Annotated in this window: 19 protein-coding genes; 5 read left to right on the top strand and 14 right to left on the bottom strand. The window is 44.6% G+C overall.

Annotated features, from left to right (window positions below):
* Positions 1-11 precede the first annotated feature (11 nt).
* Positions 12-530 (top strand): ribosome biogenesis factor YjgA, encoded by a 519-nt coding sequence (gene yjgA / locus L1271_RS03035; protein ID WP_010605940.1) that lies wholly within the window; start codon positions 12-14, stop codon positions 528-530.
* Positions 531-621: 91 nt separating this feature from the next.
* Here the strand turns inward: yjgA and tldD are convergent, their stop codons facing one another.
* From tldD to L1271_RS02990, 9 genes are all read right to left on the bottom strand, one after another.
* The gene (tldD, locus tag L1271_RS03030) at positions 622-2,061 is read right to left on the bottom strand and encodes a metalloprotease TldD (protein WP_102055976.1); all 1,440 of its coding nucleotides are present in this window, start codon (positions 2,059-2,061) and stop codon (positions 622-624) included.
* Entirely contained in the window at positions 2,058-2,873 is an 816-nt protein-coding gene (locus L1271_RS03025; RefSeq protein ID WP_102055975.1) for a carbon-nitrogen hydrolase family protein, read from the bottom strand. Before L1271_RS03025 ends, tldD begins: the two co-directional genes overlap by 4 nt.
* Positions 2,866-6,795, bottom strand: a complete 3,930-nt coding sequence (locus L1271_RS03020) for a YhdP family protein (RefSeq protein WP_235366719.1) — start codon at positions 6,793-6,795, stop codon at positions 2,866-2,868. Before L1271_RS03020 ends, L1271_RS03025 begins: the two co-directional genes overlap by 8 nt.
* Positions 6,796-6,808: 13 nt before the next feature.
* Positions 6,809-8,281: a ribonuclease G gene (gene rng, locus L1271_RS03015; RefSeq protein WP_010376650.1), complete on the bottom strand. Its 1,473-nt coding sequence runs from the start codon at positions 8,279-8,281 to the stop codon at positions 6,809-6,811.
* A gap of 3 nt (positions 8,282-8,284) precedes the next feature.
* Complete coding sequence (locus tag L1271_RS03010) at positions 8,285-8,851, bottom strand: Maf family protein (protein ID WP_010605944.1); 567 nt, start codon at positions 8,849-8,851, stop codon at positions 8,285-8,287.
* On the bottom strand, positions 8,851-9,330 hold the full coding sequence (gene mreD / locus L1271_RS03005; protein ID WP_268831068.1) for a rod shape-determining protein MreD: 480 nt from the start codon (positions 9,328-9,330) through the stop codon (positions 8,851-8,853). The genes L1271_RS03010 and mreD overlap by 1 nt, the downstream gene beginning before the upstream one ends.
* Positions 9,323-10,165, bottom strand: coding sequence for a rod shape-determining protein MreC (gene mreC / locus L1271_RS03000; RefSeq protein WP_010376644.1), 843 nt, complete (start codon positions 10,163-10,165; stop codon positions 9,323-9,325). Before mreC ends, mreD begins: the two co-directional genes overlap by 8 nt.
* Positions 10,165-11,208 carry a rod shape-determining protein gene (locus tag L1271_RS02995; protein WP_010376642.1) on the bottom strand — a complete coding sequence of 348 codons (1,044 nt, stop codon included), beginning with the start codon at positions 11,206-11,208 and terminating at the stop codon, positions 10,165-10,167. Before L1271_RS02995 ends, mreC begins: the two co-directional genes overlap by 1 nt.
* Positions 11,209-11,275: 67 nt before the next feature.
* Entirely contained in the window at positions 11,276-13,288 is a 2,013-nt protein-coding gene (locus L1271_RS02990) for an SUMF1/EgtB/PvdO family nonheme iron enzyme (protein WP_235366718.1), read from the bottom strand.
* Positions 13,289-13,587: 299 nt separating this feature from the next.
* Between L1271_RS02990 and L1271_RS02985 the strand changes: the two genes are divergently transcribed.
* Positions 13,588-14,499, top strand: coding sequence for a 1-aminocyclopropane-1-carboxylate deaminase/D-cysteine desulfhydrase (locus L1271_RS02985; RefSeq protein ID WP_102055972.1), 912 nt, complete (start codon positions 13,588-13,590; stop codon positions 14,497-14,499).
* 21 nt (positions 14,500-14,520) lie between these two features.
* Here the strand turns inward: L1271_RS02985 and L1271_RS02980 are convergent, their stop codons facing one another.
* The 4 genes from L1271_RS02980 to L1271_RS02965 all read right to left on the bottom strand — a co-directional run bounded on the left by L1271_RS02980 (position 14,521) and on the right by L1271_RS02965 (position 19,287).
* Complete coding sequence (locus L1271_RS02980) at positions 14,521-16,107, bottom strand: EAL domain-containing protein (RefSeq protein ID WP_235366717.1); 1,587 nt, start codon at positions 16,105-16,107, stop codon at positions 14,521-14,523.
* Positions 16,108-16,362: 255 nt separating this feature from the next.
* Positions 16,363-17,016 carry a single-stranded DNA-binding protein gene (ssb, locus tag L1271_RS02975; RefSeq protein ID WP_010376633.1) on the bottom strand — a complete coding sequence of 218 codons (654 nt, stop codon included), beginning with the start codon at positions 17,014-17,016 and terminating at the stop codon, positions 16,363-16,365.
* A 17-nt stretch (positions 17,017-17,033) separates the two neighbouring features.
* A complete protein-coding gene (locus L1271_RS02970; protein WP_102057836.1) occupies positions 17,034-18,401 on the bottom strand; it encodes an MFS transporter in 1,368 nt (455 codons plus the stop codon).
* 139 nt (positions 18,402-18,540) lie between these two features.
* Positions 18,541-19,287, bottom strand: coding sequence for a substrate-binding periplasmic protein (locus tag L1271_RS02965; RefSeq protein ID WP_010605950.1), 747 nt, complete (start codon positions 19,285-19,287; stop codon positions 18,541-18,543).
* Positions 19,288-19,467: 180 nt separating this feature from the next.
* Between L1271_RS02965 and uvrA the strand changes: the two genes are divergently transcribed.
* Both uvrA and L1271_RS02955 read left to right on the top strand, forming a co-directional pair.
* Complete coding sequence (gene uvrA / locus L1271_RS02960) at positions 19,468-22,290, top strand: excinuclease ABC subunit UvrA (RefSeq protein ID WP_235366716.1); 2,823 nt, start codon at positions 19,468-19,470, stop codon at positions 22,288-22,290.
* Positions 22,291-22,340: 50 nt separating this feature from the next.
* The gene (locus L1271_RS02955; protein ID WP_206473421.1) at positions 22,341-23,435 is read left to right on the top strand and encodes a hypothetical protein; all 1,095 of its coding nucleotides are present in this window, start codon (positions 22,341-22,343) and stop codon (positions 23,433-23,435) included.
* On the opposite strand, the gene L1271_RS02950 is transcribed toward L1271_RS02955, so the two are convergent.
* The gene (locus tag L1271_RS02950; RefSeq protein ID WP_010605953.1) at positions 23,416-23,814 is read right to left on the bottom strand and encodes an acyl-CoA thioesterase; all 399 of its coding nucleotides are present in this window, start codon (positions 23,812-23,814) and stop codon (positions 23,416-23,418) included. The two genes, L1271_RS02955 and L1271_RS02950, sit on opposite strands and share 20 nt — an antisense overlap.
* 29 nt (positions 23,815-23,843) lie before the next feature.
* Between L1271_RS02950 and L1271_RS02945 the strand changes: the two genes are divergently transcribed.
* Entirely contained in the window at positions 23,844-24,545 is a 702-nt protein-coding gene (locus L1271_RS02945) for a 2OG-Fe(II) oxygenase (RefSeq protein ID WP_088531994.1), read from the top strand.
* Positions 24,546-24,820 lie beyond the last annotated feature (275 nt).

Below are 24,820 nucleotides of genomic sequence, written 5' to 3'. Positions count from 1 at the left end.
AGACAAGACCAATGGCTAAACACGAGCAAACGACCGAAGAAGAGATTATTTACGTTTCAAAAAGCGAGCTTAAGCGCGAGGCGCTAGAGTTGCATGAACTAGGCTGTGAAATTGCAGGGCTTGGCAAGAAGCAGCGTGAGAAGTTACCTCTAACGGACGAGCTTAAAGAGGCCATGACTGTTGCGGATAGGATCCGTGCTAAAACAGATGCTTACCGTCGTCATATGAACTACATTGCCAAGACATTGCGTAGTACTCCAAATGTCGAAGATATTCAGGCTGCGATGGATTTGATGCTAAATAAGAACAATAAAGCAGACGTATTGCTGAATAAGATTGAGCTTATTCGCGATGAAGTGATTGCCAAAGGAGATAGCAAGATTAATGAGCTATTGGATAAGTATCCTGAACTTGAGCGTCAAAAAATGCGCCAGATGGCGCGCCAAGCAAGTAAAGAAGTAAAAGCTGAGAAGCCAGGCAAAGCCTACAAAGAGCTGTTCCAGTATTTAAAAGAAGCGATTATGCCGTAACGCAGTGTTGTGGCTCTGATACAACATAAAAAGGCGCTGATGCGCCTTTTGCTTATTACTTTTGGCTTATGAATAGTTACCGCAGGTAGTATTACGCTGTACCACCGACAGTAATTTCGTCAATCTTCAAACTCGGTTGACCGACTCCCACAGGGACGCTTTGACCATCTTTACCACATACCCCAACGCCTCTATCAAGCGCAAGGTCATTGCCTACCATAGAGACCTTTTTCATCACCTCTGGACCATTGCCTATAAGCGTTGCACCTTTAATTGGTTGGGTTATTTTACCATTCTCAATTAAGTAGGCTTCAGACGCTGAGAATACAAATTTACCAGAGGTAATATCCACTTGACCACCGCCAAAGTTACTAGCAAAAATGCCTTTATCTACGCTACGAATGATCTCTTCTTGACTGTGCTCACCCGCAAGCATGTAGGTATTTGTCATTCTTGGCATCGGTAAATGGGCATAAGACTCACGACGCGCATTACCTGTAGGCGCCACGCCCATTAAGCTCGCGTTTTGCTTGTCTTGCATATAGCCCTTTAAAATACCATTTTCAATCAGTACGTTGTATGCCGCTGGCGTACCTTCATCATCCACATTCAAAGAGCCGCGACGGTCGGCTATCGTGCCATCATCCACCACAGTACAAAGACTCGAAGCGACTTGTTCACCTATTTTGCCACTGAATGCAGAGGCACCTTTACGGTTAAAATCACCTTCTAGGCCATGTCCAACAGCTTCGTGTAACAAAACGCCCGGCCAACCAGAACCGAGCACCACAGGCATCGCACCTGCTGGTGCATCAATGGCTTCAAGATTCACGCGTGCTTGGCGCACAGCTTCTTTGGCAAACTGCATCCATCTCGGTGCACCGTCTACTAACTCTTTAAAGTAACCATAATCTAAACGCGCACCACCACCGGCACTACCACGCTCTCTGCGATCATTTTTCTCAAGGAGTACCGAACAATTTAAACGTATTAACGGGCGAATGTCGGTTGCAAATGTGCCGTCGCTTGCGGCAATTAACACTTCTTCATATACCGCCGACAGCGAACTGACCACTTGCTGCGCCTCAGGTGCTAAATCGCGAATGCACTGTTCAATCTCTCTTAGTAAAGCCACTTTATCCGCATCACTCATGCTGGTAATTGGCTGTGCTGGTTGAAATTGAATGGGTGCTTTTACATCGCTAAATACTTGGACTTTACTGCTTTCGCCAGCTTGCGCAATGCTACGCGCAGCTTCTGCAGCTTTGGTTAAGGCTTCAATATTGATGGCATCAGAATAACTAAAGCCAGTCTTCTCACCACTCACTGCACGCACACCAATACCACGTTCGATGTTGTAGCTGCCGTCTTTGACTATGCCGTCTTCCAGCACCCAAGTTTCGTGGTAGCTTGATTGAAAGTACAGATCGGCATAATTTACTTTGTGCTGATGAATATACTCGAGAGTCTGTGATAATTGCTCACGTGTCAGCTGGCTATTGGTCAGTAAATTCTGCTCTACATTACTCATAAAAACTCACTTTTAAATCGGTTATGATCCGCAACCGGCATTTTTTGCCGGATCGAATCAAGAAACGCGCTATCTAGCTGCTGTGAAATAGGTTCTAAATTCGCACCAGAGTCAATTAAGACTTCACCCCAAGGCGATACAATTAAACTGTGTCCATAGGTTTCTCGGCCATTTTCATGACAACCTACTTGCGCGGCTGCAACTACATAGCATTGGTTTTCTATCGCCCTCGCCTGTAATAATGGCTGCCAGTGTGCCTTACCCGTTGCACAGGTAAAAGCACTCGGGACTAAAAATAGCTCAGCTCCCTTCGCTCTCATCATTTGGAACAAACCTGGAAAGCGCAGATCATAACACACGCTTAATCCAATTTTGCCAAATGGACTATCCACTACCACGACATCCTGTCCACGCTCTGTTCGCTCAGACTCTCGATATTGTTTAGTTTTGTCACTCACATCGGCGTCAAATAGATGGATCTTATTATAGCGTGCTACGATTTCGCCACTCGAATCAAATAAGTAACTCGCAGCCAGATATTTATCGCTCTGGCTTGGTATCGCGATGGTACCTGCCGCCAACCAAATGCTATATTGTTGACAAAGCGCTGAAAGCTCTCCAAGCAGTGCTTCATTATGCTGCGCGTATTCCCAAGTCTGTTGCGCATTGTCGCAAAACGCCAGCCAAGTTTCAGGTAAACAAACTAAGGTTGGCTCTTCCATCACTAACTTAACCAGCTGACTTTTAAGATAATCTATATTTGTTTGGGGTGCTTTAGCCGAGCACATTGGCAATGCAATCACCTTAGCCATTACCACTTTCCTTATTTTGCGACACAAGAGGTTGCTCACTATGCTTAAGTGTAGCACTTGGATGTGATTCTGAATTCATTGCTGGTGCTTCTTTACTGGTATTCTCATCAGCTCCATCTGGCATAGCTTCTTCACTAAGAGGCACAACCGGTTTGGGTAACTCAATTTCTTTACTCTTACGATCAACCTCGGTAACCACCGGCTCTTGCATCGTTCCGGTGATTTTAAAATTAATCTCAGAGATCACTCGCGCCGAGTGGATAACCTTATCTAATGCCAGTGCAGCTAATCCCGTCACAGGGTTCACCGCCCATGCCATAATCACAGGTAAGCTCGACGTGACTTGTGGTGCGACGGCTAAATCATAATTAATTTCGTGAGTATTGAGATCGGCATAGCCACGTATCGTTAGATCCGCGGGCACGCCATCGAGCTTCGCATCTTCAGTGATCGCAATACCATTCGTTAGTTGTACCGAACCACTCATACTGTTATAGAAAAAGCCTTTAGAAAACACATCTCTAAAGTCCAAGCGTAACTTTCTGATCAAAGAGTCCAAACTCAGCAATGAAAAGACACGTGCTCCTTTGTCGCTTATTTCTGCCAAGTGGCCCTCTCCTAAGCGCCAAGTCAACTCGCCACCTAGGCTAGGTAAATCCATTTCGTATGGCGCGCCTTGCCAATTGAGGACAAAATCTATGTTGGCGCGGGAGTCTTTAATGGTCGAAGTAATATCAAACTCATCCGTTAGTTCACCAAAGTCATTGCTGTTTAACGCGCCGCTTAGCGTCGTTTTACCTTGCTCAAACCGGCCACTGGCATTGAGTTTATGATCTTTTTTGTCAATCACTAACTCTGAAATATTGAGTCTATTACCATCCCCAAACAACGACATATTGACCTGATCTAACTGATATTCATCAACTTTACAGTCACCGCACACAAATTCGGTTGCAGGTAAGCTCAACAACCAATCTAATGAGTGAACGTCTTTTTCCACCGTCTCTTGCGCTTGCGGCTCCGACTTAGGTAAATTTAGACGTAAATAATCACTATTAATGTGAATAGGCCGGCTTGAGTTTGACGCTGGAATAGCCACTTGTGAGCGCATTTCTTTACTATTGATTTTAAGCTGCATCGCGCCGTCAATCGCGGCCATAGTAAAGTCAACATCATGGAAAGGGATCTCAGAGAATGTTACTTTTGAGAAAGAACCATTTACCTGATTCAGTGCTGGTAGAAATGCAGGGTCGGAACCTGAATTTGGCGCTTTGATAATGCGGTTGATCAGTGGTAACCAAGGCAACAGCTCGACTTCTTGTTGTTTGATTGTGATATCAAAACCGGATGCATTTAAGCCTTCATCTTTACTGCCAATTATCAGGTGTGCATTACGCATCGCACCGGATCCATTTTCAACGATGCCATTAAAATACAATTGATTATCTAGGCTTGCCGTAACAAGATTCGAAATATCATCCCCTAATACTGTGCCGCTTAGCAGTTTAGCTTGATCAGCAGGTTTGCCGAATTGATCGGGTAAGTGACTCGCGATCCCCCGTAAATCACTAGCAAATTTGGCTTTATAGTTAAATCCAGCATCGGCAAAATTAAGGATAAGCTCAGTGCTCAGCACGCTATTGCCTTCAAAGTAGCCGTCAATAATTCCATTTGCGTGCGGTTGCAGTTGCTCAACCCCAGCTTCAAGACTGACCTTGGTCGTTACTTGATAATTTTGCTTATCTCCGCTTCCTGATAAGTCCAACGACAGGGGCATGTCCAGCCACTTAGCGGTCAAATTATTCACTTTGATAGTGTCATCATCGAAGCTAACCACACCTTTTACTTGCTGTAATTGCATGCCAGGCTTTGCCAAAAAAACAGGATTGTTGTCTAGGTAGATGTCACCTTTAGCATGTACGGCACCTGATTTCAGGTCGACGACCAATTGCACATCCCCTTTTGCATCACCTTTACCTTGAACAATATCTAATATATTCGCGAGTGGATCTGCGAGCGGCGTTGCCGCAAAGAAAGGCTGTAGCGTGCTCGCTTCTGTGGAGTGACTAATATCAACAGTCAGCACATCAGCGTGATTTAGATCCGCAATACTCACAACGACACCCTCATCAATACTTTGATTAACAAGTTCTCCACGGTGTGCGTAGATATCCATTCTTTCGTTTTCGAAGTGTAGTGTGACATCCCCTGAAGTAACGCTAGGCCAATCCGGTGCAAAACCAAAAGTAACATCATTCAAACGTGATTTAACTTCAAACTGACCTTGCTTATCAGCGAATGGAAATTGTGAAAGCGCCCCACTCAGTAAGACTTGAGTCTGCAAGTGCTGACCACCTTGGATCCCTGCTTCTAAATAGTCAACTAAGCTTTTACGCATAATACTGACAGGAAAGTACTGTGAAGCGATTTCACCACGCCCACCGAGTAGCTCCGCATATAAATCAAGCCGAGGGTCATCTGATAACTGCAAGGAAAATTCTGTGGCTAATGCTACGTCTTGATTACTAAGCCAAAAGTTGGGACTGGAAACTTGCCAGCCTTGTGCTTGTTGATTGCGAATATAGACATCACCACTGAGCTGCTGGAGCTTAATATTATCTTTGAAGGTCTCTTTGGATAGCAATTCAGTTTGTTCAGCACTTAAATTGAGCCTAACTTGCTCATCAGTCGCATTCACCTCTAATCTGGTACCATAAATTCCCGGGATCCCATGAAATGGCTCAAAAGCTATCTCTTCAATAACTCCCCATGCCGCAAAAGCGTTATTAGTACCAAGACTGAATTTCGCTGCGCTCAGTTGACCATTGGGATTCATACCATACAACAAATCTCGTCCAGGGAATTTAGCAAGTTGTGCTAACTCAGCTAAAAAGTTGGCGTTAATATCCTTTAACCAAAAGGTCTTGTTATCTTTATGCCATTTCGCTTCAAATAAAATAGGAGCAAGCGCTTCTAGATTACGACTAAACTGGATACCACTACTTTGCACCCACCAACCTTGCTGATCTGGCTTTAACAGAAATTGCGCATCGTCTAATGCCAATGTGCGCTGATTTTCGTCTTCTTGCCAAGTCAAGGTACTGGGTTTGATATCCACTGTAATATCTTGCAACGTACCTTGCTCAAAGCCTAGCCATAGCTGAGCATTGATGTCTGCTTTTAGGTCTGGATGTGCTAAGGTGATAAGCTCTTCTAACCAATCGACCGGATTAACCTTATCCGCGGATACATAGATATTCCCTGCCAATTCACGTAGCTTTCGCCCCGACAAAGAAAGACGAGCGTTAAACTGGCCTTGAGAAAACCCAGGTAATGCGATTTCTCCTGCCCCCTCATGTAATGCACTAGAGTTTTGCCACACCAAATCTTTCAATAATAAACTGTGGGTCTTACCACTAGAAAAGGTGATATTAAGACGACTGTTTTGCACCGCAAAATGCCCAACATCACCTAAGAAAAGGCTTTCAATTAATGCTTGCTGCTCAAAAGCACCTTGATCTTGAGCCGCGCTTAATTTGCTCAGATCTATATCGGCCTCAAACCCTTCCAGTACAAAATAGTTAGATGCGATCTGCATTTGTCGTACAGACTCAAATACATTGAGCTGCAAAGAGGTTTTGGCAATATTAATGGAGATTGGCGAGTCTTTATTGTCTTTAAAAGAGAGCGATTCCAACACCAGAGCAGGCCCATTGCCTTCCCAACTCGCACTGATCTGGCCAATACTAATATCAACATTCAGTTGCTTTTGGATCAGCGCTTCGATGTTACTTCTATAATCATTAACATAGGGCAAGGCGTACTTCAGCGCAGACACCAGCACCGCGAGTGTCACTAAAGTGATCGCAAAGATTTGCCACGCTTTACGCAGGCAGAAAAAACAGACGGCCTTAGCCTGCATGTACCGCTACCCTTTACATCATTACTACGTCAAACTGCTCTTGGCTATATAAGCTCTCAGTTTGAATGCTAACCTGCTTACCAATAAATAATTCAAGCTCAGCTAAATTATGATACTCATCGTTGATCAAGGCTTCGCTCACTGCTGGCGAGGCATAAACCATAAACTTGTCGGCATCATAAGCACGATTCACACGCACGATTTCCCGTAGGATCTCATAACAAACGGTTTCGACCGTTTTTAGTGAACCACGACCGGAGCAAGATGGACACACATCACAAAGAATATGCTCTAGACTTTCGCGCGTGCGCTTGCGGGTCATTTCTACAAGACCAAGTGCAGAGAGTCCATTGATATTGGCTTTCGCTCGGTCTTTAGACAACGCAGTTTCTAAAGAGTGCAATACTCGGCGTTTATGCTCGTCAGATACCATATCAATAAAGTCGATAATAATGATACCACCAAGGTTTCGTAACCTTAGTTGCCGCGCAATTGCTGACGTTGCTTCAACATTAGTATTAAAAATCGTCTCTTCGAGGTTACGATGGCCAACGAACGCGCCAGTATTGACATCAACCGTTGTCATTGCTTCTGTTTGGTCAATGATAAGGTAGCCACCAGACTTTAACTCAACCTTTCGATGTAGTGCCTTTTGGATCTCAGTTTCAACATCAAACAAGTCAAAAATGGGACGCTCACCTGGGTAATACTCAAGTGCACTTGCGAGCTGGGGAACAAACTCTTCAGTGAAAAGTTTTAGCTCTTGGTAAGTTAACTTTGAGTCAACACGGATACGCTCCATGTCCTCACCAACATAATCACGCAAGGTGCGAAATGCTAAGGTAAGATCCTCATGCAAAATTTTTGCTTTGCTCGTTTTGCGGCGGCGCGTTACAATTTTCTGCCAAAGCTTTTTCAAAAACTCCGCATCATGCTGTAACTCTGCTTCCGAAGCGCCTTCAGCAGCGGTACGAACGATAAAACCACCGTTTTCGTCATTATATTGTGCAACGATCTCTTTTAACCGGTCACGCTCTTGTTCGGTTTCAATACGCTGACTCACTCCCACATGCGTCGCATCAGGCATAAACACCAAATAACGTGAGGGAATAGTGATATCCGTCGTCAGTCTAGCGCCTTTTGTGCCAAGCGGATCTTTGACTACTTGTACCATAATGAACTGGCCTTGTTTCACCAGCTCACGAATGTCCTGCACTTTCTTAACTGGGGACTCGGCCACCCCCTCTTCGATAGAAGCGCTGTTCACGATATCTGACGCATGTAGAAATGCCGCTTTTTCCAAGCCGATGTCCACGAAAGCAGCCTGCATACCAGGAAGAACTCGGCTTACTTTGCCAAGATAAATATTACCGACGATGCCTAGGTTACCGATCCGTTCAACTTGAACTTCTTGCAGCACCCCATTTTCGATTAAGGCTACGCGACTTTCACTTGGGGTGACATTGATTAGTAGTTCGCTACTCATATTTTATTTTAAAAACCGTTGAATTAATTCGTCTGTCTCATATAAAGGTAAGCCGACAACTGCAAAATAGCTACCTTGGATCTCAGTTACAAAGCGTCCACCTACCCCTTGGATCCCGTAACCACCGGCTTTATCTTGCGGCTCGTTGGTGTCCCAGTAGGCATCAATTTCAGTTTCGCTTAGCGTTTTAAAAGTCACATTGGTCACAATCACATCGCTCAGTACTTTGCTTGTATCTGCAAGTGCAATCGCCGTCATCACCTGATGCGTATGACCAGAAAGGCGCTGCATCATCGCTTTGAAATCCGCTTTATCACGAGGCTTACCAAGCGCTTCTCCGTCAATGACAACCACTGTGTCACTGCCAAGAACCGGCCTATCGGTATACCCTAACGCCACACCTGATTGCGCTTTTAAACACGCTAAACGCTCCACAAGCTGTAATGCGCTTTCATCGTCTAGCGGACTTTCATCAGCATCAACACTAAATTGCTCGAACGAATAGCCCAGCTGAGAAAGTAGCGCTTTGCGACGTGGAGAAGCCGAAGCTAAATATAAAGAGATAGACATTATCTGATCCTAAACTGTCTACGATATTTTCTCAGCAGTGGGAATATCCACAGCCAGCACACCATGCCCGTAACCGCAGGCCACAGATAATGCGGGTTAAAGTAGATATCAAGCAAGAAATGATTAAGCCAAAATTGTAACAAATGATAGAGCGCGAGAAATAGCCCGATCAGCACTGCTTGCTGCCAGATGGAGAAATTACGAATTTTCTGAAAGTTGCTGGCGGTAATATAAATACAAATGGAATAGGTCAACGAGTTCACCCCGAGTGGTGCGCCCATCGCTAAGTCTATTATCAGGCCAGTCATCCAAGCCCAACCAATATTCACACGGTGAGGGACGGCCAAAGACCAGTACATCAGCACCAATAATACCCAGTCAGGACGAAATGGTTCAAGTGAAAAAGGCAACGGCATAAGTGCCATGACTAACGCAACAAAGACACTCAATGCAATCAATAAGTTGCTATGTTTACTCATGATTTATTGCCTCTTGGCTGCGTTTACCTAACACCACGAGTAAGCGAATGCGATCTAGTTGTGCAATCGGCTCTGCCTGTACTTGTGCAAATGGTAGGCCTTCGTCTCGGTCTATCTCAGTAACTACAGCCACCGGATAGCCTTCAGGGAAAGTACCACCAAGCCCGGAAGTGACCAACACATCGCCAATGCGAATATCCATGCTATGCGGTACATGAGCAAGGCGAACATTATTGATTTTACCCGTCCCCTCAACCACAGTGCGAACGTCATTACGCAATATTCTGACCGGTGTCGCATGGGTGGTATCTGTCATAAGCAGCACTCTTGAGGTCGTTGTACCGACTTGAGTTAGCTGCCCAACAATGCCCATTTCGTCAATAACAGCCTGCCCTTCGCTTATCCCATCAATAGTACCGCGATTAATCACCACCTGATGACTATAAGGGTTCGAATGAACAGACAACACTTGAGATATTAAACGTTGATTGGTTTCCCTAGCCGAAGCACCTAATAAGGCGCGCAATTCTTGATTTTCTTTTTGCAAAAACTGAAGTTGCTGTAATTGCTCACTCTGTATTAATTGTTTTTCTCTGAGTGCTTGGTTTTCTTGTTGCAGCTTTTCTCTGGTATTGAGACTTTTCAGGCCCAAGTTGAACGCTTCATAAGGAATGTTAGCAACGTACAGTAGCGGACTGACCAAAGTGTTTAAACTGGTTCGCACCATAGTCCCACCAACTGTGTAACGGTCACCAATGATCAGAATAATACTAAGCACAACTGCGACAGTAAGTCGCAGTTGTAAGGGAACGGTTCGGCCAAATAATAAATTCATCAGTCGTAACTAAATACGTCACCACCGTGCATGTCTATCATCTCTAACGCTTTACCACCACCTCTTGCCACACAAGTTAATGGATCATCGGCAACCACCACTGGAATACCGGTTTCTTCCATCAACAAACGGTCTAAGTCTTTGAGTAATGCGCCACCACCTGTTAATACCATGCCGTGGGCAGAAATATCAGAGGCAAGCTCTGGTGGCGACTGCTCTAGCGCAACCATTACTGCACTTACTATCCCCATCAAAGGCTCTTGTAACGCTTCTAGGATTTCATGTGAGTTGAGTGTGAAAGAGCGTGGCACACCCTCAGCTAAGTTACGGCCGCGAACTTCAATCTCAATCGGCGTTTCACTCTTAAACGCTGAGCCTATTTCATGTTTGATATGCTCAGCCGTCGCTTCACCAATCAGGCTTCCGAAGTTGCGACGTACATAGTTAATAATCGCTTCATCAAACTTATCACCACCGATACGTACTGAAGACGAATAAACAACACCATTTAGTGAGATAATCGCCACTTCCGTCGTACCACCACCTATATCAACAACCATTGAACCCGTTGCTTCAGATACTGGTAGGCCAGCACCAATTGCAGCAGCCATTGGCTCTTCAATTAAGTACACTTCACGTGCACCAGCACCCATTGCGGATTCACGGATAGCACGCTTTTCAACTTGCGTTGCACCACAAGGTACGCAAATAAGTACACGAGGGCTTGGACGCATGAAGTTATTATTGTGCACCTGTTTGATAAAGTGCTGTAACATTTTTTCTGTTACATAGAAGTCTGCAATCACCCCGTCTTTCATCGGGCGAATAGCTTTGATGTTACCCGGCGTTCGACCTAGCATTTGCTTAGCCGCAGTACCCACTGATGCAACGCTTTTTGGGCCACCAGCTCGCTCCTGACGAATTGCCACCACCGATGGCTCATTCAGTACGATGCCTTCTTCTTTTACATAAATAAGTGTGTTTGCCGTCCCTAAATCGATAGAGAGATCGTTAGAAAATAATCCGCGTAATTTTTTAAACATGAGGCTGGGTGACCTTTCAGAATTCTGTCAAACAAAGCAGCATCACCTGCTGCTCTTAATTTACTACTTATCGCTCTCGAACAAGTCGAAAACCTATATAATTCGCTCTAAAATCTGGCGCTAACGCTAAGCGAGTTGACACTCGAGCCAAACTCGGCGCGAAGTTCCATGCACCGCCACGCACTGTAACATCGCCCTGAGAAGCACGCTTTTGCGTCCACTCCCAAACGTTTCCTACAGTATCATATAAGCCATAGCTATTCGGTGAAAATTGGGCAACTGGTGAAGGACTTTTATTAGACCACTCACTGCCACACCAACCACAATTAGCTAGGTTTCTTCCGATTTCATTACCCCATGGGTACTCAGATGCAGTGCCTGCACGCGCCGCATATTCCCATTCAACTTCATTGGGTAATCTAAATTGCTGCCCTTTTTCACCAGATAACCAGTTGGCATATGCTTTGGCATCGTCATAGGCAACACACACAACGGGAAAATTATCTGATTGCTCGTAACCTGGGTTTTCCCAATTATATTCAAGCTCCCAAACCGGTTCGCCATTTTTATAGTATGCGCAGCCTTTACCTTGTTCGGCTAAGGTTTTATATCCTGTGCTTTGCGCAAAACGGCGAAAAGCCGCCACTGTAACCTCAGTGCTCTGCATGGCATATGAATGGCTCAACACTTTTTCAACAACGGGACGCTCATTTGGTAAACCATTACCCGTCAGGTCGCCCATTTTAAAAGTGCCCGCAGGGATAATAGCGAGCTTATTTTCGGTGGTTGCTACGGCGACCACTTGTACTTGTTGCGCTTCAGGCTCAGGCTTTTTCGTTACAACAGACGTTACCGATTGGCGTTTCTTCACCAATTTCGCATTAATGGTTTGCGCAGCTCGTAGGTTAATGCGTGCTTTATAAGGTTCATAACCTAATTTCCGGATCTCAACATCATAAAATCCAGCAGGAATTGCTACTGTCGTTTTTGTCGCGCCGTAACTGACTCCATTAATAAATACTTCGTCGTCGTAAACATTTGATCTTAAAGTTAACTCGACTGTTTTATCAGCCGTTTGTGACTTTTTTACAAGAGGGGTCTCCACGACGGGCTGCTTTGTAATAGTCGCAACTTCAACCGGCTCACTTTGTTCGTCCGAAAAAGTCAGTTGGTTATCACTGTAGACTGTCGAGTAGTTCGACTGGTAATTTACGGCAAGCGGAGTGCCATACTCAGCACAATAACGATTGTCTAAGCTCAACAAGTTACATAAGCGGCTGCTATTTACATCACCACGCATCGTCACACTGAGGTTAACGTTGTAGTTGCCTTGTCCACTAAACCCACTATTTACAACATGGCTGCTAACCACTTGAACCTGCGCGCCAGCCATATTGCGTTTTGGCTCAACAACACGACTCTCGGTTAGGTTTGCAAAAATCTGGTCAATAAAGCGCTTGGTTGCTTTTTGAAGCCCCATTTGCTGACCACGCTGTTCACAAGCCGCCAAGGTCTCTGTGCGTTTACAGTTAATCGTGTGATCTACTTCTAGTGTACCTTCACGAGTAAACTCATTACGTAGTCGCTCTACTCGCGCTGTGCCAAGCTGATCTTTTAAGTTTTCAAGCGTATTTACTAAGGTGTGCTTAGTCACACGGACTTGCTCAATATCTTTACGTTGTGATGCAATCGCCGCAATTTGCATCGCAATGTCTTCTTTGTTCTGCTTGTGATCTGTCACAGCTTGTTGATACCGCGTTTGCGCAGAAGAAATATCAATGGAAGGATCATCAATTAGCCGACGATACAACTCATTCATTGCGTCTAAGGCCTGATTTTTTTCTTTGTCTAACTCACCTGAACGTTTTCTCAATAACTCAAGTTGAGACTGCAGACGCGTTTCCTCTGCTAGGTGTTTTTCTAAAACGACCGAGTATCTGTCTAATTCGCTTTGCTTGTTAGACAATTCAGACTCGATGGCAGTGACCGTTGCAGTATCTTGCGCCATAGCGCTTTGAGCAACAGTACCCATGGCCAGGATCGAGGCCGAGACAATAAAAGTTAAAGGAGCAATTCGCATATGTTCCATTCCCAACAGCGGCAATTGTTTGGTCTTGTTATTTCTTATAGTTAGGGCTCTATGCTATGTACTTACAAAGTAAAACACAAGCTTTGCACAATTAATATCTGAGTTTACAACTATTAACCAGCGTCTTGCCAGTTTTTAGCTGAGATTTTGTCTATTTTTCTCTAACATCGCGATGTGTTACTAATTCAAGTCCAAAATAGAAGGTAGATAATCAAGGATGTATGATAACCTCTGGAGTGAAACGCTCGGGTTATTTATTATAGTGTGCAAAATATCAGACTGATTTCATCATGCAAACCATCACCAATATCGCCGAGTCACCGATCCAAACTATTCACCACCCGACATTGGAAAAATACGGTTTAACGTTGCAGGTTAAGCGTGATGACTTGCTCCACCCGGTGATCCAAGGAAACAAATGGCGTAAGCTAAAATACAATATACTCCACCTAAAGCAAGCTGGCCTTGAAGAGTTAGTCACTTTTGGCGGGGCGTTTTCCAATCACTTATATGCTACTAGCATGGCGTGCAAACTTTTCGCAATCAAAGGTCACTTAATTGTTAGAGGCCCAGAGATTGACTGGCGCAATCCAACGCTAAAAATGGCAAGCGCTTGCGGGCTAACACTTCATCCCGTGAGTCGAGTCGAATATCGGCAAAGAAATCAGCCTGAATACATTCAAACTCTGCAAGCCAAGTTTAATAATGCTTATCTCATACCAGAAGGCGGCACTAATGCACTTGCACTGCAAGGCGTTGAAGAGTTAGCGCATTCCTTGCCTCAAAGTGATTATGTCATGACGGCTGTAGGTAGTGGCGGCACAGTGGCAGGACTAATCTCGGGATTACCTAATCACACGCAGGTTCTAGGCGTTACGGTACTAAGAGGTGCTGAATACCTAGCACAGGAGATACATGAATTAATCACAGCTCAGCGCTGCGCGCCATGGCAGCTACTCCATGATTTTCACCACGGAGGTTACGCCAAGACTACACCTGAATTGCTGAGTTTTTGTCATGAAATGAAGGTAAAATATCGTTTGCCTCTTGAGCCTATTTATACTGGTAAACTGTTTTACGCCATTTTCACTTTGGCTCAACAAGGATACTTCAAAAGAGGCAGTGTGATCACCGCAATCCATACCGGCGGCTTACAAGGATTAGATGGTTTGAGATATTTGACTAATAAAAAGTCGGCCTAATCAGCTCATGCGGTTAGCGTTTTAGTGAATATCAGCGAGCTGTTGTAACGGTGCGGAAAAATAATGCCCTTGGGCCCCTTTCACTCCAAGCCCTTTGATACAACTCAATTCAGCAACGGTTTCAATCCCCACTGCATACACGGGAATACCCAAGCTTCTTGCTTGAGCGACTATTTGCTTAACTGTGCGTTTACGATACGCAGACTTTTCAATGCCATGTACCAGCTCGCAGCTGAGCTTGATAGCTTTTACCAACTCGGCAAGCGGTGTGCGCCCTAGCGTAAGAGCTTGTGTAACGTTATCCAAATAAATATCGCACCCAAGTCGATTCAACCTATCAAAAGCCGCTAGCAAACGTTCTCCATGTTGATAGACCTCTTCTATGCTAAGTTCAAACCCAATTGCCGCCCCGCTATGAGACGCAATGAGCTGCCCCTCGAGCCACTCAATAAACTGACTATCCACCCAACTCGAAATATGTAAGTTAATGCTTACCTTACCAAAACTCCTTTCCTGCTCATAAACAGACAACACCTGCTTCACTATCGCTCTATCCAGAAACTGAAATTGCTCTGGAGTATAAAGGTGTTGCATCACCTGCTTGGCCGAAATTCGCCCCATTTCTTTGTGAGTCACTCTTAGTAGCGCTTCGCTTACAATTACGTCTTCGGCTAAAAAGTCGAACAACGGCTGGAAGAATAAGGAAAACTGTCCGGCTTTCAAATAACTCAGCAAAGCTTCACCGTCTTCGTTAAGGCGTTTTGCCAATAACTCTGTGAGATGCACTAGATGAGTATGTTGCCACACTTGATTTTGCGCAATTGAAAGCGCTGATTTTGCGCTTTGATAAACCTGTGTTTGTTGTTTATTTTCCTGATAAAAGCAAGCGCCAAGCTTCACTTTGCTGCGAGATAAATCTCCCCGAAACTCTAGTAGTACTCGATAAACGATTTCGTGCATTTGCTTTGCCAAATCCATACCTTTAGTCGCCCCTATCTGCTTCACTGTCACGGCTAATGCCCCAGAAGCTAGATATTTAACTGCCACCGTCCCAAACTCTCCAACGCCTTTAACCAGCGCAAGCTGAAAATGTAACTGCAGATCAACTTCTTTAGGCGTACTGCACTGCCAATGGATTAACGCAAATAATGCGTACTGCCCTTCAGGAGCGGGGGCTGGTAAAGCCACAGGCTTTTGCGCATGTGAGGTAGACTCAACCTTACCGTATAAAAACCACCACCGATGTACGAATAACACCAGCCCAATTGACAATAAATTGAAAAATATCAATATATATCCATGACTTATCCATATAGATTCATGGTACAAGGTAACGGTTTGGTCATTGGCAACAAATTGGTGCTCTTCTGCATTCGCAACAGGTAACAATGAAAAACCATACTTCGTAGCTATTTCACTTACTCCCGCAGCAAAAGCTTCAGCTGATAGCTGAGAAATTTCAGCCGCGGCTTCTTCGCCTTGCGTGTGAACCTGAAGGTGCAGTAAATGATTAAGAAGGAAATTTAGACACAACAACACCGCCAAACTTACCGCGACTAGCTTTTTTTGATACTGACGACTAAATCCATCTAACAGCTGAATTGGCATAATGTTTTTATTGGGTGGAAAGATAACTGAAGTGTTGTTCAAAATAGTGCAAAACTCAAGCGAGATGCGGCTTTTAATTGTACAGAAAGGATAAGCAACTGAGCCAAAACTAGAAATGCGTTAAGTTTATTAATCGTACAAGATGGTAAGCTTTATCTAAGCTTACTCTTCACCATTTTCTTAGAGATATTTATACCAGTAAAAAACAAAAACCCCAGCATGATGCTAGGGTTTTCTTAGATGCTATACCACCGTTTAGAACGGAATGTCATCATCAAAGTCAATTGGTGGCTCCATAGGATTTGAGCTACCACCTGATTGACCATTGTTTTGGTTCTGTTGTGGTGCAAAGCCACCTTGAGACTGGCCACCGAATCCAGAAGACTGCTGAGAATTCTGTTGCGATTGCTGTGGTGCGAATCCACCTTGCTGCTGGTTTGACTGGCTTTGCTGTGGCTGCGAATATTGCTGCTGAGGCGCTTGATTATAGCTTTGCTGGCCATAATTATTTTGCTGCTGTTGACCACCTTGGTACTGGCCGCCACCTTGACCCTGCTGCTCGCCACGGCCACCTAGCATTTGCATTTGGCCACCCATGTCCACCACGATTTCCGTTGTGTACTTTTCTTGGCCGCTTTGATCTGTCCACTTACGAGTCTGTAGACGACCTTCAATGTAAACCTGCGAGCCTTTTCTTAAATACTCACCCGCAACTTCCGCAAGTTTGCCAAACAACACCACACGGTGCCATTCTGTGCGCTCTTGCAATTGACCGGTGTTTTTATCTTTCCAGCTATCCGTAGTTGCAATGCTGATGTTAGCCACGCCGTTACCGTTTGGCATATAGCGAACTTCAGGATCTTGGCCCAGATTACCTACCAAAATTACTTTATTAACACCACGTGCCATGGCATTGTCTCCTCACACTATGACAAGCCCAGCACTTGCTTGGCTTGCTTCAAATCAAAAATTTTATCATCTACTTTTAGGTAGCTACGATTCTCATCTCTCACTACCGTGGCCTCAAGTACCCCAGGTAATGAAACCAATTGGTCTGCCAATTCCGTCGCTTGTTGCTCATTTTCTACAGCAGAAACTAAGCTGATCGCTTTGCTCTTAGGTGGCACTTGCATGCCCCATGCGATAACAAACCATATTACCCCAATAATGGCCGTCGCGGCAAATATCGTATCGACCGCAAAATTTTGTGCCAAGATACCACCCAAAGCACCACCTATAAATGCACCTAGAAACTGGCCAGATGAAAATACTCCCATCGCCGATCCCTTTTGGTTTGCTGGAGCTATGCGAGAAACCAACGCAGGCATAGTTGCTTCGAGAAAATTAAAGGCAATAAAATAGACCAGCATTGCACCTGCGATCATCCACAGTGAATCTACAAAGCAATACAAAGTAACTGAGCTTACCACTAGCATTGCAATAGACAGCAAGAATGTCTGCTTTTCTTTTTGTTTGCGGATTGCCACTATCATCATCGGTGCCATCAAAATAAAGGCGAGTAAAAATACCGGAATATAGAGTTGCCAGTGCCTATCTGCAGCAAGACCATCACGGATCAACTGGCCTGGCAAGGCTACAAAAATTGTAGTCAGCGTCAAATGCAATAGCAACACCCCAAGATCGAGCCTCAGTAGCTGTGGGTTTTGCACCAAGCGACGAATATCTGCAAAGCTTGCAATTGTGTCGCCTTTTGGGGCTTTATTTACCGCATTTGGCACCATAAAGGTAATGATAGCGATACCTACAATTGCCAATACCGCCGTCAGCCAGAAGATCCCTTCGATACCAAAAGACGCTGCAATCATTGGTCCTAATAACATGGCTACAGCAAAGCTCATACCAATGCACATGCCAATGACCGCCATTACCTTCGGACGCTGCTCGTCACGGCTCAAATCCGCAGCAAGCGCAAGTAAAGCACTTGCAATCGCGCCCATGCCCTGTAGGGCTCTACCAAATGTCACCCAATAGATTGAATCCGCTAATGCCGCGATAACGGATCCTAATGCAAATACCAACAACCCACCAATGATGATTGGCTTACGACCGAACTTATCAGACAACCAACCCATAGGTATCTGGAGTACAGCTTGAGTCAAACCATAAGCACCAATAGCCAAACCAATCCACAGTGGCGAGACATCCTGTAAAGACTGGCCGTAAACAGCTAACACAGGCATCAGCATAAACAAACCAAGCATGCGGAAAGCGAAAACGCCAGCAAGAGAAATCGCGGCGCGCTTTTCAGTTGGATTTAAAGAGTCATTAGACATAAGGCGGTATTCATCACTATCGAAAATCACGCGCAAGTTTAACAAACTCTTTTCTTAACTTACACTAGCGCGAACGGATCTTTGCAATGCGATTGTTACCATCATGATTTTGAACGGCTTACTTCGAGAGAAAAAAGCGCTAGTTGGTGCCGTACTTGGCCGTGATCTGATCTAATTTTCCGCTACGTTTAACCCGTTCAAATGCTTGACTCAAACGCTGCAAACGCTCGCTCGAGGTGCGTGCCTTGCTAAAGGCAAAATATACTGGGTTTTCGTTAATAACCAACGGGCTAATCGCAAACTTTTCAAAATCAGGGTTATTTTTACTTTGATACAGGATGTTGAATTTTTCTTCTAAAAACCCTGCTATCCGTCCTTTTTTGAGCAAATTCAATTTTACCTGATTGTCGGGTACATAAATAAATTGTGTTTCACTGTCGGTACGACGCGCAAGGCGAGCTGTAAACGCCTCACCGTAATAAGCATTACGCTGAATAGCGATGGGCTTTGACAGATGGAATAACGACTCAAGTGAGTCAAGCTGATGAGGCTCGCCTGAGTTCATTGCAAAAACAATCGTTTCCATTCGTTGAGGACCAATAAAATGCGCAAACTGTTCACGTACCGGTGTTTTTGTGACGCTCAAAATAAGATCGATATCGCCCTCCTCTAAAAGCTTCAGCGCCCGACCCCAAGGAATACTTACGAAACGATAGCTACACCCTGCTTCATCCAACAAGGCTTTAGCGAAATCAACATCCATACCGTGCCAAACAAGGTCGTCATTTAACTTAGACTGCGCAGCATAATTCTCAAACCGTACCACCAGCTCACAGGCGAAGACATTTTGGCAAAGCAGCGCCAAAAGCAATAAAAGTCGATACAAAATCAATATCCCAAGTTGATCGGTTTAATAAGTTTAGTTCGTTTAGCAGAGATAACTTAATTTTGTATTCGGGATGCGGTAATCTGTTCACTTCACATCATGCTTTGACTGATCCAGGTTTCAATTTAGTGGATTAGTATCGCGTACTCAGTACAGCGCACGAAAAAACACAAGGGTCGTATGGATAAAATAGAAGTTAGGGGTGCCCGCACCCACAATTTAAAAGACATTTCACTCACCATTCCAAGAGACAAGTTGATAGTGATCACGGGTCTTTCTGGCTCAGGGAAGTCGTCTTTAGCATTTGACACCTTATACGCAGAAGGCCAGCGTCGTTATGTTGAGTCTTTGTCTGCGTACGCGAGGCAGTTTTTATCGCTGATGGAAAAACCAGATGTGGATCACATTGAGGGCTTGTCTCCCGCGATTTCCATTGAACAGAAGTCGACTTCTCATAACCCACGCTCAACCGTGGGAACCATTACCGAAATATACGACTATTTAAGGTTACTCTTTGCCCGAGTGGGTGAACCGAGATGCCCTACGCATGATTTACCGTTAGCCGCACAAACCATCAGCCAAATGGTTGATACTGTGTTGGCGCTACCCGAGGGTAGCAAACTCATGCTGCTTGCACCGGTGGTGAAAAACCGTAAAGGTGAGCACGTAAAACTGCTAGAAGAGCTTGCGAGCCAAGGTTTTATTCGTGCACGTATTGATGGCGAGGTGTGCGATCTCTCAGATCCACCAACGCTAGAGTTACAGAAAAAACATACCATAGAAGTCGTGGTGGATCGTTTCAAAGTTAAAGCAGGGCTTGAGCAGCGGTTAGCCGAATCTTTTGAAACCGCGCTTGATTTGGCTGATGGCATTGCGCAAATCGCCTATATGGATGATAGCGACGCAGACGAACTGATCTTCTCGGCCAACTTTGCCTGTCCAACTTGTGGCTATGCCATGAGCGAACTTGAACCACGACTGTTTTCTTTCAATAACCCCGCTGGTGCGTGCCAAAGCTGTGATGGTTTGGGGGTAAAGCAGTATTTTGATCCCAAACGTGTAGTGCAAAACCCAGAACTAAGCTTGTCTGGCGGTGCAATCAAAGGGTGGGATAAACGCAGTTTTTACTATTTTCAGATGCTAAGTTCGGTTGCCGAGCAATATGGATTTGATTTAGAAACGCCATTTCAGGATCTGCCGAGTAAATTTCAAAAAGTGGTTTTAGAAGGCTCAGGCAAAACTAAAATCGCGTTTAAGTATCGTAATGACAGAGGCGATCTTATCACCCGCAATCACGAGTTCGAAGGCGTGTTAAACAATATGAATCGCCGTTATCGGGAAACGGAGTCCAGTTCAGTAAGAGAAGAGCTTGCCAAATATCAAACCAGCCAAGCGTGTCCAAGTTGCCATGGCTCACGACTGCGCGAAGAAGCTCGCCATGTGTTTATCGGCTCGACCAACCTGCCAACTGTAACAACGATGAGTATCGGCGAAGCCAGTCAATTTTTTATCGACTTAGCACTCACAGGCCAAAAAGCACAAATTGCGGACAAAATACTCAAAGAAATCCGCGACCGTTTATCTTTCTTGATCAATGTAGGCCTAAACTACCTCTCTTTGGAGCGTAGTGCTGATACTTTATCTGGCGGTGAAGCTCAGCGGATCCGTCTTGCAAGCCAAATTGGCGCCGGTCTCGTGGGGGTAATGTACGTACTGGATGAGCCTTCAATTGGTCTACATCAGCGCGATAACGACCGTTTACTTAAAACACTCACGCACTTAAGAGATCTTGGCAACACCGTGATTGTGGTAGAGCACGACGAAGATGCCATTCGTGCAGCCGATCACATCATAGATATAGGTCCAGGCGCCGGCGTACACGGCGGCTATGTCGTCGCTGAGGGAACTCGCGATGAGATAATGCAAAGTAAAGACTCATTAACTGGTCAATATCTCAGTGGCGAGAAATGCATTGAAGTTCCAGCGCAACGTCATCAATGTGATGACAAGTGGCTTGAGCTGAAAGGCGCAACGGGCAACAACCTAAAAAGTGTCGATTTAAAAGTACCAGTTGGTCTAATGACCTGCATAACAGGGGTATCTGGTTCTGGTAAATCTACCCTCATTAATGACACCCTATTCAAGCTTGCTCATCAGGAGTTAAACGGTGCAACAACGCAAGAAGCTGCACCATATGAATCAGTTCATGGGCTAGATCACTTCGATAAAGTTATCGATATTGATCAAAGTCCTATCGGTCGCACACCACGTTCAAACCCAGCAACTTATACAGGGATCTTTACCGCTATCCGCGAATTATTTGCAGGAACACAAGAATCGCGTTCACGCGGTTATAAGGTTGGCCGCTTTAGTTTTAACGTTAAAGGCGGTCGCTGTGAAGCCTGTCAAGGCGATGGAGTTATCAAGGTTGAGATGCACTTCCTGCCGGATGTCTATGTTCCTTGCGATGTCTGTACTGGTAAGCGCTATAACCGTGAAACACTGGAAGTACTGTATAAAGGTAAAAATATCCACGAAGTGTTGGAAATGACAGTTGAGGACGCCCGGGAATTTTTTGATAAGATTCCCGCAATCAATCGCAAACTACAAACTTTAATGGACGTTGGCCTCTCCTACATTCGTTTAGGGCAAGCCGCCACGACTTTGTCCGGTGGTGAAGCGCAGCGTGTTAAGCTCGCTCGTGAACTATCAAAACGAGATACCGGCAAAACACTCTACATTCTCGATGAGCCAACCACAGGTCTGCACTTCCATGATATTCAACAGCTACTCGCGGTATTACATCGTTTGCGCGATCATGGTAATACAGTGTTGGTTATCGAGCACAATCTAGATGTCATCAAAACCGCAGACTGGATTGTAGACTTAGGTCCAGAGGGGGGAGCTGGAGGTGGTCAAATACTCGTCTCAGGTACGCCTGAAACGGTGGCTAACTTTGCAGCTTCGCATACAGGTAAGTACCTTAAGCCCTTATTGTCTTAATTTCTAAAAGTCTCTATTATTGGTGCATAATAATTACAAATTCATTTATTATGCATCAACTTCTCGCGCCAAAAAACTTAACCGCGTACCTAGCAAGGCTGCGTTTTTCCATCGGCCAATTTTGGCAAAGCCTAACACTGGCTCAACGCTATTATTTAGTTAGTTTTATCATTTTTATGTTCAGCTTGAGTGAAACTGAAGATGATAACTTCACCGCTTTTTTGATCTTAATAACCACAGTAACGGCGCTATGTTATGAATTCTGGCCAAGGATCATGACCTTTTGGGAAAGTGTGCCAGGCAAAGCACTAATACTGTTATTTTATGCCTTTATCGCTAACTTTGTGTTAGTGCAAGCTGATGGCCGTATCAATGATTTAACTGGGGTCAGCACAGATAATTTCCCTTACACACATAATTTGAGTGTGTTGTTGTCGTTACCTACTTGGTTTTTTATTACCAGTACCTTCTTGTTAATTCTCGCGCAACTCTTTATGACATGCTATGTAGTTGTACTTTTCCTACTTAAACCATTGCGTATAAAGCCTTTTTGGCATCAGAATCACTATCGTTATCCGGCAACAACAGCAATCATCAGGTTGATCATGTGTTTTGTTTTATTGGCTTTCTTGGTGCTTGGCATCGCTAAATCAGGTGCTTCAACCGCATTTACTGAGTTTTCTTCTGATTTCAAAATAGATGAGGACGGAATTTCTTTCCATGCCAACGCGAAAGAATCACGCTTAGCAGACTCCGAAGAAGAAAACGAAGGATCATCGGAAACTCAACCACAAGTGGCCGACATGAGTGGCGGTACTCCACAACAAGATGAAACACAGTCCACTGCAGATGAGCCGGAGTCGTTAACGGTATCTATTAATAACGATTCTAACCCAGATTTACATGAGCAAGGCAAAAACTATAACGATGTGCTTAACCAAATATTGGCTTACTTTATCTTTCGCTTTGAGTCTGACGGAAACTCACGCTGTGAACATAGCGAAGGCAGTAATATTGTTGAATTAAACGATTATGAGATCTTAGAGATCATGCCGGATAACGCCGCGGAATACGGCTACACCTATACAGTAAAGCCTTGTATTTCAGCGGCAATTGGTCACCAGTTTAAGCCGCAGCAACCATAAAAGTGCCTAGCGCATCGCGCTCTTGCTGACTCAGCGGTTGAGATTGCTTAACCGCAAAGTCATATCGCACCATAATGGTTTTACCTTCAGCACAGCATTCTCCATGCTGCCAAGCCTGCTGCAAAATCACAAATGAGCTGTTGCCGATATGTTCAACAGCCGTTTTTATTTCGACTTCCTGACCATAAAATAGCTCCCCTTTAAAGGTGACTTCGACTTTGGCAACAATCAATTTCCACTCTTTTGGATTTAAATCTGGTGTAAATATTTTGAAAATAGGTGTGCGCGCGGCTTCAAACCACACAGGGAGTACGGTATTGTTGATATGTCCAAGCACATCTGTGTCGCAAAAACGCGGCATAAGCTTTTCAGACAGCATAATAACTCCAATAAAAACTAGGGAAAAACATGAGTGATTTTATTCGCGTTTACGATAACGCACTCAGTTCAGACTTTTGCGATGAATTCGTAAAGACCTTCGATCAAAGTCCACATTTAAAACAGGGGACTACATCTGGTGGTGTCGACTTGAGTAAAAAAGTCAGTCACGACCTTTATTTAAATTCCTATCCTGACTATGCCAAACAGTTACAACACATTCAACAGGTTACGGCAAAGCACTTATTTGAGTACCTTGAAGAACATTTCTTTATGATCATCGGTGCATTTGGACTTAAAGTGTATCACCCCAAAACTGGTGAACCTGTCGATCTCACTGTGGATAACTTTGAAGAAGTCGGCAAGCCACAACTCCCGGTCCTTGCTCAGCAGCTATTTCGTTTAGGCGCTATCCAAGCTCAACGCTATCAAATAAATAAAGGCGGCTACCCCTACTGGCACAGCGAAGTCTACCCTCAACATGACCATAATGAAGCCTTACACCGAGTGCTGTTATTTATGTTCTACCTTAATGATGTCGAGGAAGGTGGCGAGACCGAGTTTTATTATCAGCAGCGTAAAATTGCCCCAGTAAAAGGTTCTATGGTGATAGCACCAGGGTATTTTACACATACACATAGAGGTAATATTCCGGTTTCTAATGATAAGTATATACTCACTTCGTGGGTGTTATTTAATAGAGCAGAGCAACTCTATGGTACGCCCAAATAAGCTATCTCTATACTTCAGGGGCTGTTGAACTCAAGCATAAAAGATAACAGCCCCCACAGAACTTATTTAACCTGAGGTTTGGATAAGGAATGGACTAACTCACTGTTTTTTAATCACCTTAAACTATCTTCTTATCTAGCCAGAGAGTTTTGGGGATAACTCCGCTTCCGCGTCCTGCTCTCGCTAAGGTACCTACATCCTGTAGGCAAGGCGAATTTACGCACCAATAGCTGGCTATTGGAAGTGAATTCAACGCAGTTAGCGCTAAAACTGGC

The organism is Pseudoalteromonas sp. OF5H-5 (genome assembly GCF_021530695.1).
Classification (GTDB): domain Bacteria; phylum Pseudomonadota; class Gammaproteobacteria; order Enterobacterales; family Alteromonadaceae; genus Pseudoalteromonas.
This window is presented reverse-complemented; position numbering and strand designations above follow the sequence as displayed.